This is a genomic window from Arthrobacter sp. fls2-241-R2A-200, assembly GCF_030209745.1.
GTDB lineage: Bacteria > Actinomycetota > Actinomycetes > Actinomycetales > Micrococcaceae > Arthrobacter.
Map to the genome: position 1 here is coordinate 158884 of NZ_JARVRJ010000004.1, position 12101 is coordinate 170984.

Annotated in this window: 12 protein-coding genes; 4 read left to right on the forward strand and 8 right to left on the reverse strand. The window is 60.0% G+C overall.

The window, feature by feature from the left end:
- Positions 1-20: 20 nt before the first annotated feature.
- The 5 genes from QRN42_RS05045 to QRN42_RS05060 form a co-directional block, all read right to left on the reverse strand.
- On the reverse strand, positions 21-548 hold the full coding sequence (locus tag QRN42_RS05045) for a hypothetical protein (protein ID WP_133831051.1): 528 nt from the start codon (positions 546-548) through the stop codon (positions 21-23).
- 307 nt (positions 549-855) lie between these two features.
- Positions 856-1674 carry a nuclease-related domain-containing protein gene (locus tag QRN42_RS05050; RefSeq protein WP_243835341.1) on the reverse strand — a complete coding sequence of 273 codons (819 nt, stop codon included), beginning with the start codon at positions 1672-1674 and terminating at the stop codon, positions 856-858.
- A 199-nt stretch (positions 1675-1873) separates the two neighbouring features.
- On the reverse strand, positions 1874-2068 hold the full coding sequence (locus tag QRN42_RS05055; RefSeq protein ID WP_133830812.1) for a hypothetical protein: 195 nt from the start codon (positions 2066-2068) through the stop codon (positions 1874-1876).
- A 481-nt stretch (positions 2069-2549) separates the two neighbouring features.
- Positions 2550-2951 (reverse strand): SHOCT domain-containing protein, encoded by a 402-nt coding sequence (locus tag QRN42_RS17990; protein ID WP_347876396.1) that lies wholly within the window; start codon positions 2949-2951, stop codon positions 2550-2552.
- A gap of 172 nt (positions 2952-3123) precedes the next feature.
- Positions 3124-4035: a hypothetical protein gene (locus tag QRN42_RS05060; RefSeq protein WP_133830813.1), complete on the reverse strand. Its 912-nt coding sequence runs from the start codon at positions 4033-4035 to the stop codon at positions 3124-3126.
- A 326-nt stretch (positions 4036-4361) separates the two neighbouring features.
- On the opposite strand from QRN42_RS05060, the gene QRN42_RS05065 reads away from it, so the two are divergent.
- Positions 4362-5165: a hypothetical protein gene (locus tag QRN42_RS05065; RefSeq protein WP_284978252.1), complete on the forward strand. Its 804-nt coding sequence runs from the start codon at positions 4362-4364 to the stop codon at positions 5163-5165.
- A gap of 320 nt (positions 5166-5485) precedes the next feature.
- Here the strand turns inward: QRN42_RS05065 and QRN42_RS05070 are convergent, their stop codons facing one another.
- Together QRN42_RS05070 and QRN42_RS05075 are read right to left on the reverse strand one after the other, a co-directional pair.
- Positions 5486-7537 carry an ATP-binding protein gene (locus tag QRN42_RS05070; RefSeq protein WP_284975250.1) on the reverse strand — a complete coding sequence of 684 codons (2052 nt, stop codon included), beginning with the start codon at positions 7535-7537 and terminating at the stop codon, positions 5486-5488.
- A gap of 216 nt (positions 7538-7753) precedes the next feature.
- Entirely contained in the window at positions 7754-8011 is a 258-nt protein-coding gene (locus QRN42_RS05075) for a zinc finger domain-containing protein (RefSeq protein WP_284975304.1), read from the reverse strand.
- Positions 8012-8392: 381 nt separating this feature from the next.
- Here QRN42_RS05075 and QRN42_RS05080 point away from each other — a divergent pair, with 381 nt between their 5' ends.
- The 3 genes from QRN42_RS05080 (at position 8393) to QRN42_RS05090 (ending at position 10472) form a co-directional block, all read left to right on the forward strand.
- The gene (locus tag QRN42_RS05080; RefSeq protein ID WP_133830815.1) at positions 8393-9109 is read left to right on the forward strand and encodes an adenylate/guanylate cyclase domain-containing protein; all 717 of its coding nucleotides are present in this window, start codon (positions 8393-8395) and stop codon (positions 9107-9109) included.
- Between the two features lie 89 nt (positions 9110-9198).
- Positions 9199-9921, forward strand: a complete 723-nt coding sequence (locus QRN42_RS05085; protein ID WP_133830816.1) for an adenylate/guanylate cyclase domain-containing protein — start codon at positions 9199-9201, stop codon at positions 9919-9921.
- Positions 9921-10472 (forward strand): Pycsar system effector family protein, encoded by a 552-nt coding sequence (locus tag QRN42_RS05090; protein ID WP_133830817.1) that lies wholly within the window; start codon positions 9921-9923, stop codon positions 10470-10472. The genes QRN42_RS05085 and QRN42_RS05090 overlap by 1 nt, the downstream gene beginning before the upstream one ends.
- Positions 10473-11140: 668 nt before the next feature.
- On the opposite strand, the gene QRN42_RS05095 is transcribed toward QRN42_RS05090, so the two are convergent.
- Positions 11141-12016 (reverse strand): DUF5677 domain-containing protein, encoded by an 876-nt coding sequence (locus QRN42_RS05095; protein ID WP_284975249.1) that lies wholly within the window; start codon positions 12014-12016, stop codon positions 11141-11143.
- Between the last annotated feature and the right edge of the window lie 85 nt (positions 12017-12101).

Sequence of the window (12101 nt, forward strand, 5' to 3'; positions counted from 1 at the left end):
AAGGGCAGTCGTCTGGCCGCTCATGCTCGTCGGCGGCCGACCCATGCCAGATGCCGGTCTGCCACCACACTCCCACACAGTCGACGGCCGCGCAGGATGCCCACACGGGTGCGCCCTTCGACAAGCTGAAGACTGAAATCTCCCGGGTTGACTAGGTCCCGGTCCAGCACGATCGGCCACCGCTTCCAGGTGCCGTGGACTTCCCAACAGAGCCCCACACCCATGTGTACGCCGTACCTGCGAACGGCGACCCAGTGGTCCGGATTCTCTGCGAAATCCTCTATGGCTCCTCGGTCGGACGGTCCTGTCGGCATCACCATGAAATCGTCGACGGGCAATACTTCGACCTGCCAATCGATCTGGGCGAGATCGACCTCCCCGTAGTCATTCAGGAACGAGACATTCTCGGCGTGGTCAAATACCCATTGCTCCAGAACATCATCCGGCCAACCAAGCTGGTGGACCCTCTCCAGCTGCCGGAACTCGGCGAATCCGTACCCGCTCTCACGGCATTGCCGGGCGAGCTGAGAGAAATCACCTAGGCGCATGCGGCGATCGTTCATATGGCTCCGTGCACATCAGGAGTCCAGCTGTGAACATCACCGCTCAGGGCATTCGCAGTGCCTCGGCTCATTTGGTGCAGCGCGGAGCGTTGTCCGTCGCCGACTATCGTCGTCATGTGGAGGTTCTCCTGGATCTTGAGTGCACGCTTCGAATGTGGTCAGCAATTGCTATAAAGATACTGTCCGGCACCGACACAGCATGCGAACCTTGGTGCTACCGACTCGGAGACCGCAACGCATGGCGTAGAAGGCGACAGCGGAAGATGCTCCGACGGCGAGGCGGCCACCTGACTCAAGCAGGCTTGAACCGGGAGGCAACCGTCTCACGCATCCTCGCCACGTCAACGTCGCCGGCGGGCTCTTCTACAAGCACTTTGGCCAGCCGTTTCGGCCAGAGTACATGAATGCCATGGGTCGAGAATGCGCCCCCGATCAAGGGCCAGTCGGCTTCAACAAAGCACAGCGCCCCGGTGACCGGAACATCCCCAATAAGGTCTCGCACGACGTCGATCTGTTTGAGCACCCCATCGACCAGCTTCGTGCAATCCCGTCGGCCGACGAGGAGTTTCTCGACGCGGGGGCGAAAGATGCCACCCTCGACCTTCAGTTCAGGCCGTCCCTTGTACCGTTTGGCGTCAATGACCCAGATTCCACTGGGAGTGATGGCTATGTGGTCGATGTTGGCCTTCGATCCGGGGATGCGTCGGTCGTGAAGGACGGCCAGGCCATCAGCGGCCAGGGCATCCAGCCGAGCGCCGAGGCGTTCCTCGCCAATCGCGCCTCGATCCCAGGACTTGGTGCTTTGGCGTTCGTCAGAGAGGGTGACTGCGATGCCGCCGAATGGACCCCACTTCTCGCGGAGCTTTTCCTCGTCTTTCGCTTTGCGACGCTCATACTCGCGTCGGGCTGACGAGCCAGCTACTCCGGATACAGCCGACAACGACACATCACCAAGTCGTTCCAGGTCGGGGGTTGTTTCCGGGGTCTCGGTGGCACACTCCAAGCATCGGACGGTCTTCGTCTCGCTCTCGTAGATCGCTTCCGTCCCGGCCGGAAGAGATGCACCGCACAGCCGACACGCTCCGGCGTACCGGAGCCTCATCTTCTTCATGAGGACACAGGGTGGAGCATCGACACGGACTCAATCTGCTTGTAGATCACGGCGGTTAAACCGCGGATACGTTTACCATGGCTCAATCCTCGCCCACCGCATGTCAATTCCCTGCAACCGTCCCAGGAGCTGAGTGAAAATGTCGACCGCCGGCCTTCCGGTGAGCTGTAGTGACCTACGATCGAACGCCCGTAGGTCACTATGTCGTCTGCTGGCTGTCTGTATCCGGGAATTCACGGAGTGTGGCCGCTATGGCCCTGACTGCCGCCGGGTCCTCGGTCCAGTGCCGGGCCGTACGTGTACAGGCGTGGAAGTTTGTCACTTTCGATGCCTTGGCGGCCTCAGTTAGTTCTGCCCACGCTTCCCGCAGTTCCGCTTGGAGCTCAGGTGACATGGGCGCGCCTGGGACAGGTCCTGCGGCCACGACTGGACCTATGGGTGCCGCGGTTGCGGCTTTTCGTTGAAAAAGACTTCTAAGACCCATTTCCGTGTTCCCCCTTTTCCCCTCTGCCCAGAGTATCAATGTCCCCTCAAAGCGTCCGGGACACTACGACCGAGCGCCCAGCCCCATGGCCGGGCAGATAGCAGCAGCCGAACAGACGCGTTATTCCCGTGCGGCGGGCGGCGTTTCCAACGCCGGAAACAACCCCGATCCATGCCCCGGACAAAGAGAAGAACGACAACTTGGAACTCGTTTGTTTCACCTCTTAGTCCAGTCGATGTTCCATGCGCGCTGCTGTAGCGTGGCGTGCTGAAGGCCTGCCGGTCCCCCATCGGTGGGCCTTCTTTTCCCTCACTGCGGGGCACGATGGGCGAATTCTTGGCCGAAGTTGCCCCTGAAGTGGCTAAGAGACTGACGAAGCAGCCGCTGGATGTCAGTCCGCAAGGGTACGGAGCTTGGCGGCGCTGAATTCCTCGTCAGAGAGTGCACCCTTCGCATGGAGTTCTGCAAGGAGAGCCAGTTCTGCCGCTAAGGACCTTCTGCCCCGCATTTTGCCAAACAACCTCCGATGCCCGCCCGTGCGGGCTCGGGCTGCCGCTGGTTCCTGCGCCTGCCGTCGTGATGAACCTTTGATGGCAAGTGCGATGAGTAGGGTTATCGCGAGGACGCCTAGCGCGATTCCCAAGGGGGCTCGGAACGGCTCTGTTGCGTTTGCCACGACGGCCATAACCACCGCAGCAACTGCACACGTCCCAGCTATCCGAAGCCACCCTCGGCTGAGGCTGAACGCAAATATGTATTGACCTGGTTCGGTCGGTACTGCATGTTGGTTCATCTGCCGAGGATAGCCCTACGAATACTCATAGAACATCCCCTGATGTGAACGCGATGAACTGCCGAACGCTGAACTCGTCATAGGCGTCCTTGGTCCGCTTCCCGTTCCCATCGGGGGTGTAGTTCTTGCGACCCTTCCCAAAATACGAAGTCAAGATCGCGTCGTTGTGAATTCAAGCGTTGCCTGGGTTGTCGAGTTGCTTGCGCAGCCGCTGGACTTCAGCCTCCGCCGCGGCGAGTCGAGCCTCGATCTTCTCCCGATCGAGGTTCGTCGACGGACGCGGTGCCGGCGTCGTCCTCGTAACGAGCCAGCCGATCCGCTGATAGCCAGTGATCCGCCGCACCTGCGTACACGTGAAGCAGTCCCTCTCGGGCTCGGGGCGCGGCCAGCGCAGATCGATCATCTTCCGGATGTGGTCTCGCTCGACACCCTTTTCAGGCCATCCAGGGTTATCCGCTGCCGCCCAGCTTTCCTCGAAATCACGGCGGATTTCCACGATGCGCTCCTCGGACACCAGCTTGGGCCCGTCCTCGGGCTTCCAATCCACATCAGTGCAGACTTGCTCATAGTGCCCGCAGGAGAGCCTGACCCGCCAGAACGCCGACGTGTGTGGCTTGGGTTTCCGGATCTTCGCCCAGTCCTCGGCGTCCATCCAGTCGTATTCCGGCTCCACAGGGTCCGCCGGGAACTCCGTGACCTTGCGATCGACCCACTCGACGATGTCCCGATACGGCTTCTGAGCAGGTCCGTGGTCAGTCGTACACCAGAACTCCCCGGAGGGAAGCCTGCACTGACTGATGAGGTCGGGGAAGCGGCGATCGTCCGGATACTTGTCCTCTCCGTGCGTGTTGACCTCGTGCTTACATCCGCACTCCAACTCGACGCGCCAGCGAAACATGTTCTTGGCTTCCGGGACGAAGAGCGGCCAGAATACCGGGTCGTAATGCTGACGCAACTGGGCGACACCCTCCTCGAACTCCCGGAGGGCCTCCTTCTGAGGCCGCGCCCGCCCAGGTACTCGCTTCAGCAGTCTTGCGGATTCACGTGTCTGGTCATCGACCGGGGCAGTGTCGGCGGCGCTCACTATTCAATGCTCGTCCACAGCGTCACCCAAGTCTAGGAACAAGCCGGACATCATCCCGAAAACGTAGCTTTGAACAAAAGCCCGGTCCTGCGCAGTTCCAGCTGATGGTTTCTCGTTCGGCTAATTGTTGGCACCAATCTGCTAGGAGACAGCAGCCTGGTGTGGACGGATAATGAGCGGCTATGGAACCAAATGCTGAGGTTTCCCGTAGTCCCTGCCCGGGGGAAGAGTGGGCCTACAGGCAGCGTGACAATGCGCCGTCCGAGCGGGTGCACATCGTGGCGGTGCATCAGGAGGGTCGAAGATTCCGGGTCGACATCCGTCACATGCACGGCCATCCACCGGGCAGGGAGGAGAACGTCCCTCGCTCGCGGCTCAAGGTACCGTGGGAAGACGTAGTCCCGTACGATGCCGCAATGGATGGCTGGAGGCGGCTCAAGGCCGAGGCCATCGACGAACATGAGGCGTCGGCCCTTTGGGCGGCCCTTGAGCTGGTTGTACCTTCGGAGGTCGCCGAGCTGTCTGTCGCTTCAAGCGACGATTCGTTGACGGTCCACGATCACGTCGCCTTCGAAGCGCTCACCGGACAGACCGTGGCTGCCTTCCAAGCCCGATTTTCCTGGCTGGTTCACGACGGCGAGGTGTTCCTATCGCCGCGTGCGGCGCTGGCTGTCGTGGAGCTGGCCTGTCGCAGGAACCCGGCCCCGGTCCTGGACCTCGTCATGGCCCAGGAAGCGGTGGCTCGAGAAAAATCCAAACGGGGCGGAACAATTGAAAACTGGGAAACCCGGGAACCGTTAACGACTTCTGCCGAGTTTGAATACGACTATTACCTGCGCCGCCAAAAGCCCGTTCATGAGATCCTCCGCCAATGGTGCGGTTACGGCTCGGTGACGGCCCATGAACGGCTCTTGGCTGCAGAAGCGGAAGTCAATCGCCTCGACGTCCTCCTGACATGGGCTGTGGACCACATCCGCAGGACTGACAAGGGCACCGCAGAAATGATCGAGAGGGAGCACGAGGAGGACCGCATCACCCCTTACACCATCCGCCCGGTTCCCCAACGTCCGCTGAAACCGCACGAAATCCCGCGGATAGAAGTACCCACCCGCCGCGGCTGGTACCGCTGACACCTACCCACCGGCTCAAGACCTCAGGTCCAACGCCTCCGCGACATAAGCCACCTCTCGCACACTTTCACGCATACTCGGTTAAAGACATACCCCCGGCACTGGAGCGTTGTCTGGGAGAGCTTCTCCAGTTTCGCCGGATTGCGGAGCAGGATCTCCGCCGGACGCCAGGGGTCGAACTTGCCGTCCAACGCCTCCAGCCTGACGATCAGCCGATCGGGACCTCCATCACTTGACTAGCTCTGGCACACCTCCCCGAAGGTCCCACAACATCGGACATGCAGCCGTGCTACGCGGAGGAGCATGTCGCTGATCGTCGCCTAGCTCGACGGCAGGCCGAGCCTATCGAAGAACGCCCTGTTCCGCTCTGTGGCCGCATTGACGAGACCGTCGAAGCTGATGACTTCGACGTAGGCCTTGTAGGGCTCGATGTAGCCGAAGTACCCGAGCCCGTCATGTGTTTTGGTCAGGGTCGACAGCTTGCACATGCGCTCCATCGTCGGCGTCAGGTCGGCGATGACATAGCAGAAAGCCGGCGGCTCCTGCGCGCTCGACGGGATCGGTCGCCCAGTTGCAGTCGCCGCCTTGCCCTCACGGACGCGCGCGACGTAGTCGAGGCACTGTGCGATGGGGTTCTTATCCTCCGCCGTCGCATCATTGCGCATGGGACGCTTGAGCTCGACGACGACGATCGACTGCAGCGGCAGCTTCTGTCCTTCGGACGCGAGCACGGGCAAGTCCGGCTCGAGCACGCGGGTTGCCAGAATGTCTGGTCTGTTCGTCGAGGCATCGTCCGTGACGGGCATATTCTTGAACGTCTTGTCGGACGCGAGGTAGTCGTGGAAGACGAGCCGCTCGTCGAGGATCCACAAGTTTGACGCGTCGACCCCGACCTCGTTCGAGTCCTGCCGCATCGGGAAGAGCAGCTCATGGATACGGTCCTCGCGGGCGTACTTGCCGTTGCCGTCCGACTCGATGAGTTTCGCGAGGATGTCGAGGGTCGTTCGTCGTCGGGCGACGTAGTTCGCCAGGTCGGACTGGTTGAAATCCTTCACTGTCACGAGGTACTTGGCGAGGCGCTCGTCGTAATCTTCGGGCTTGTCTCCGCTCGAATCCGCGAATACGGCCTGGCCCTCTGCCAGTAAATCGGTTTCGATCCTCTGGGCATGCTTGTGCAGCTCCATTTCGAGGTCGGAGTCCTTCATCGACGGGTCCACGACGATCCCGGCTGATTCGATGCGCTTGATGAGCGGGCGGTACTTCGGCCCCTTGGTGCTCACGTATTGGTGGATCCGCTCCTTGCTCGCGACCCGCGCCGATGCCAGCGGCTCGGTCAGCGCCTTCGAGACCTCCTGCAGGACGCCTGTACGGATGTCGTCGAGCGTCGGCTCGTCGATCAGGGCGTCGCCCGCCATGCGCTCCGGCAGGTCGAAGTCCGTGCGGTCGGCCCTGACGTGGTCGTTGAGGTAGGTCGAGGACAGGTAGCAGACGTAGGTGAACTCGGTTGAGGTGCCGTCTTTCATGCGCGCGTAGAGGCCCGGCAGCTTCCCCGCGATGCTCTCGTCTTTGACGACCCGGTTCGCGGCGCACCAGTGCAGGCGCGGCGTCGCGTTGCGGGCCGAGGTCTTGAGGCGCAGGTTGAGCATCTCGAACGTCTGGCCCTTGACCTCGAACGACGCTGCAGTCTCGGAGTGCCCGAGCTCTTCGACAAAGTCCTTGAGCGAGAACGTCTCATCGTCGTCAGACACGAACACGTCGGGAGCGCCGCCGTCGCGGAGGAAGTACCAGATACAGTGCTCGAAGATTTCGCGCGCGATGGCCTCAACCGTCTTCGCCGCGCTCTGCTGGTACGGCTTCTTGAAGCCCTCCAGACACACAGAGCTGCCGGCATCGGTCAGTCCGTCGGGCGCGTCGTCGCGCACGACGTCCTGACTGACCGAGAACCTGAACTGACGTCCCGCAAGGGTCCCACCCTCGTAATAGGCGCTGCGCACCTCGACGCGATCGAACGCCACCAGCCAGAGCAGCCGGCCCACGCCGCGGCAACCCATACCGGCCTTGTAGTCGCTGTCGAGCGTCTCGAAGGACGTCATGTTGTCGGGCGTGAACCCGATGCCGTTGTCCTCGACGCTGAAACCGGTGATGATCTTGAGCGGTGCGCGGCCGGGAGAGCCCGCGCTAAGGTCGAACGCGCCCTGCCGCTCCCGGTGAATCCGGACGGTGAGACGCCCTCGGCCAGCGGCATCGTCTGGGAACCGCGCGTCGATCGCCTGGATGCCGTTGACGACCGCCTCGTGCAGCGGGAGCAGCGCATGGGTTTTCGGCAGTGTCGTGTTCCGCACCCGCCCTGCCAGCGACGTCTTCAGCGCCATGGTACCTCCTCCATTCGTTCGATGTTATGGACATTAGCCGCGACCACTGACGTTGAAACTGATCATGCCTCGTTCCAGTCTGACTCAACCACTCGGCCGGCAAAACATGAATGTCAATGGGAAGAGCAGTCGAGCACGGCCACGTCCGGATCCCCAACGTGACGGTCGCGCGCCCTTGGATCACCATATGCTCATCGGCCTCCGCTGACGCTCAAGCTAGCGATTTTGCTGGCAAACCGGGCAAAAGTGGCTGGAGCGATTCATGAACTTTTCGCGTACGATCGGCGTTTCGCATCGCTTGCAGGCGTGCCCAGCGAGCCAATAGACACTTAGACTTCCGGAAAACCAAACCCAACTTCCCACGTTAAGTGGGCAGCGCTGGAGCGATGAGCACCACGTGCGAGTGGAGGAAATTCCTGTCGTTACAGTGAACACATCACGCGAATACTTAAGGACATGTCCCCGGGGGTCCATGTGAAGGGTAGGTTTTACGCTCACTTAGCGAGGAGAAAAGATCCCTGCGAAATCAGCACAAACAGGCCCATCCCAGTGCGATCACCACATACATACTGGTTGGCGAGCTCGGTTCCCGCGATTGGAAAACTGAGGCGATGTCAGATATCTCGTCCCCTCCCCTGTCACGCACAGCAGGCTCGGCGGATATGGCCGGGCCTTTGGCTCGAGCTGTCCGTGGGAAGCCCGGCCATGTTCGAGCGCGCTGTGGCTTTCATCGAGGGCATGGGCTGGTCGCTGGTCGCTGGAAGCCCTCGGCCCCGGCGGCTGGACACAAGGCCCAAAGAACATGACAGTTAGTAGGCTGTTAAAGCTTTCGCTCGCTACGTTGAAATGGGGATCATGACTCGCAAGGATGACTACAGCACAGCGGTAGACTCCCTCCTCAAGACCAAGCTGGACACAAGGCGGGGCCAAGTGGTGCCGACCTCAGATTCAATAAATCTGAACAACGGGGGTGTCTGGCTGAAAGCGGTTTATCTTTACACAGACATGGAAGACTCTTCCGGTTTGGCCAAGAATCACTCCGCTACGACGGCCGCTCAGATCGTGCGTGCTTTCTTGGCTGCTGTCACGCGAGTAATTCGTGACAACAAAGGTGAGATCCGAAGCTACGACGGAGACCGCGTAATGGCCATTTTCATCGGAGACAACGCCCCGACTGTGGCTGCAAGGACGGCCCTGGAAATCAAATGGGCAGTGGACGAGATAGTCAGGCCCAGCCTGGCATACCGCCTCAGCGAGTACCTCAAATCAAGTTGGGTGCTAAGCAGCAGGACCGGAATCGATCTTGGAGATGCGCTCGTTGTGCGTGCTGGCGTTCGCAACAGTAACGACCTGGTTTCCATCGGGGACGCTCCGAACATAGCCGCGAAGCTAAGTGACCTGCACGGAGCACGCACGACCATCACTGACCGGATGTGGAAAGAGATGGCCTATTCAACGTGTTATAGCAGCGGGGAGGGGAATGCTATGTGGAGTCTGGCGTACCCGAAAGATATCGGTGGTGGCCGCGTAGAAGAGATCAGAACGTCTAACTACGGCCTCAAGATTCTCTGACCGCCCGGGAATGAATCAAAGTCGCCGGTTAGTGTCAGCCCCTCCCCATAGGCTTGGATCCATTACTAGATAGCGAAGCAAGGAGAAGCATGACGCTGAGATCAGCCGTCGAGGATGACATCGTGAAGACGGTCAACACGAGTCTCACGACGACAGTGAGGAATGACGGTGTTATTGAATCCGTTCCTGATCCAGCCAAGATGGGGTACTCACAGGGTGTGTATCTGCCATCAACTTACCTCTACGCTGACATGGCGGATTCATCCGGGCTCGTCGCCATCGCTCCCCCCGACACAGTAGCCAGGGTCATGAAAGCCTACTTATCTGTGAGTACGCGGATCATCCGCGCCAACAACGGCCACATCCGCAGCTTTGATGGAGATCGGGTCATGGGGATCTTTGCTGGCACGGACAGGAACACAAGAGCGGCCAAGTCAGCTCTGCAGATCAAGTGGGCTATGAACAATCTGGTGCAGCCCGCTATAGCGAGCCAGTTTGGATCTATCAAGAAGAATGGTTGGCAGCTCAAGCACGCATGCGGAATAGCAAGCGGCAAGTCTCTCCTCGTCCGAGCAGGGTTCAGGGGCAGTGACGACATGATTTCCGTGGGGACAGCCCCAAACCTTGCGGCGAAACTGAGCGACATACGGCAGGACCACTTCACCACATTCATCGGCAAGGGCGCATATGACGGCCTGAATGACTCCGCCAAACTGAGCAAAGGAGTCAATATGTGGCACGGCCCGTTCAGCTACGCGATGGGTGGCAAGACCTACTCCTATTACAAATCCTCGTATCGCTGGTCGGTCTGATGCGTCGGGGCAAAAATGCAGAAGCCGGATCAGGCAAAAGCGACAAGGATGCGCTGGATACTGCCTGGCGTATCCACGGCGCTCTCGTCGACTGGACTGGAAAGGTTGACGCGAAGGCCTCCTTCGCGTTTGCACTCGAATCAGCCGGCCTAGCGATGTTAGTTACCCTCTCGGGTAAGGACCGTCTGTTCAACCGCCTCGAAGGCCCGGTCCAAGAGATCACATACTACGGAGCTGGAATTGCCCTGATACTGGCGGCCGGTTGCGCAATGTGGGTGGTTATCCCCCGGTTGCGTATGTGGCACGTTAAGAAGGAGTGGAGAGACAACTTTATCTACTTCGGACACCTGAAGTTCTGGCCTCTGGAACAACTGCCGGCCAAGATCAAAGACGCCGATATGCTGCCAATCCTATCCAATCAGATGGTCCGCATGAGCAAGATTGCCTGGACGAAGCACCTCCTCGTGAAGTCATCCCTGATACTCGCCTCTGTCGCAGGGGGAGGGCTGATCACGTGCGCGGCCTTGGTGAGGCTCGGTCTCACACCATAGTGGAGCTCCGGATGTCGTACCGGGCTTTCATGCTTGAGCAGTGAAAAAATTTGATGAAGGCTGCCGCCGATCATCTTCCGGATGTGGTCGCGCTCGGGGCCCTCGTGTGGCCAGCCAGTGTTCCCCTGGGTCGCCCAACTCTCCTCGAAATCACGGCGGATCTCCGCGACGCGCTCCTCGGACAACAACTTGGGCTCATCTCAGGCTTCCAATCCACGTCAGTGCAGACTTGCTGATGGTGCCCGCAGTCGAGCTTGACCTTCCAGAAAGCAGACGAGTGTGGCCGGGGTTTTCGGATCTTCGCCCAGGTCTCTGCGTCCATCCAGTCGTAGTCAGGTTCCTCAGCATCGGGCTGGGAACTCCGTGATTTTCCTGTCAACCCACTCGACGATGTCGCGGTAGGGCATCTGGGTAGGTCGGACGGGCACCAATACTCGCCGGCGGGAAGTCGGCATCGGGTGATGGGGTCGAGGTGGCTGCGATCGTCCGGGAACTCGTCCTCCCCGTGCGTGAAGACCTCGTGAGTGCAGCCGCACTCCAGCCGGACGCGCCAGCGGAGCATGTTCTTGGCCTCGGGGACGAAGAGCGGCCAGAACACACGCTCGTACTGCTGACATATCCCCCACGCTCCTTAACGATGCGCACTTGGGGGATTTTTTACCTCGAATCTAGTCTCCGCTCTCGGATACGGATACCTGGTCGAGACCGCTGGCGTTTATGTTTACCTGGGCGACTGGACCCCATACGGATGCACCATGCTCACCACCCCGAAGCTCGGAGGGAAGAACCCGATGGAACCAGCCATTGGCCATCTCGGGAACAATCGGTTCGATGCAAGGCAAGTACATTCGCAGCTCAACAAACAGTGCGACACCCATCCGAACGCACTCTTGGATATTGGCCTCATCGTCGGCCATGACCTCTTCCACCCAACCAGGTCCGGAGCTCCGCAGGATCGCATCGACCAGGGCTCCCGGAGTCGCATGCGCGTGCTCGGACCATGCGCTATAGAGAAGCTTGTACTGGTGCTGGCGCATCTTCAACGGCGACTTCTCGCACATTTCCCAGATTTTCCGCGATGCCCAGCTGGTGATGAAATCACCCTTCTTATTCCGGAACTCATCGAATTCAGAAGTCTCTAGGTACTTCTCCAAGGCATCAAGCTTCGCAAGGTTAACTGGGTGTCCGGCTTGTGCGTCGTATCTCATCTCGTCGCGACGGGCTTCGAGCTTCTCCAGGACACCGAACTTCACATACCGCCGCATGGCCTCGCCGCGGTCCTCCTGATGGTGGAGGTATTCGATGTTCACGACCAGCTCGAACAGCTGGCGCAGCACGCCTTGTGCCAGCTCCCAATGCCCGTTCTCAACCAAGATACGGATGCCCTTAAGCGCGTTGATGCCGCGAGTGAGGATCGCCGCGTCGAAGTCGTACTCGCGGGACGGGTGATCCGGCCAGCTGTGCCGTGCGGCAGTGTGTGCTTCGTCATCGATGTCGCCAAGAACGGCAACTATCCTTTTCGTCTCAGGTGAACTGGCGACCACCTTTACGTCGGATTGGATCCCATTGGCAGGGCGCGTTGAATTGCGCTTCTACTTGCGGCTCATGGGTCGATCAAATCAGATCTGG

Excerpts from the sequence above, each read along its gene's own strand:
- QRN42_RS05045 (WP_133831051.1), bottom strand. The coding sequence starts at position 548 with ATGCGCCTAGGTGATTTCTCTCAGCTCGCCCGGCAATGCCGTGAGAGC.
- QRN42_RS05050 (WP_243835341.1), bottom strand. The coding sequence starts at position 1,674 with ATGAAGAAGATGAGGCTCCGGTACGCCGGAGCGTGTCGGCTGTGCGGT.
- QRN42_RS05055 (WP_133830812.1), bottom strand. The coding sequence starts at position 2,068 with ATGTCACCTGAGCTCCAAGCGGAACTGCGGGAAGCGTGGGCAGAACTA.
- QRN42_RS17990 (WP_347876396.1), bottom strand. The coding sequence starts at position 2,951 with ATGAACCAACATGCAGTACCGACCGAACCAGGTCAATACATATTTGCG.
- QRN42_RS05065 (WP_284978252.1), top strand. The coding sequence starts at position 4,362 with ATGCACGGCCATCCACCGGGCAGGGAGGAGAACGTCCCTCGCTCGCGG.
- QRN42_RS05070 (WP_284975250.1), bottom strand. The coding sequence starts at position 7,537 with ATGGCGCTGAAGACGTCGCTGGCAGGGCGGGTGCGGAACACGACACTG.
- QRN42_RS05075 (WP_284975304.1), bottom strand. The coding sequence starts at position 8,011 with ATGGACCCCCGGGGACATGTCCTTAAGTATTCGCGTGATGTGTTCACT.
- QRN42_RS05080 (WP_133830815.1), top strand. The coding sequence starts at position 8,393 with ATGACTCGCAAGGATGACTACAGCACAGCGGTAGACTCCCTCCTCAAG.
- QRN42_RS05085 (WP_133830816.1), top strand. The coding sequence starts at position 9,199 with ATGACGCTGAGATCAGCCGTCGAGGATGACATCGTGAAGACGGTCAAC.
- QRN42_RS05090 (WP_133830817.1), top strand. The coding sequence starts at position 9,921 with ATGCGTCGGGGCAAAAATGCAGAAGCCGGATCAGGCAAAAGCGACAAG.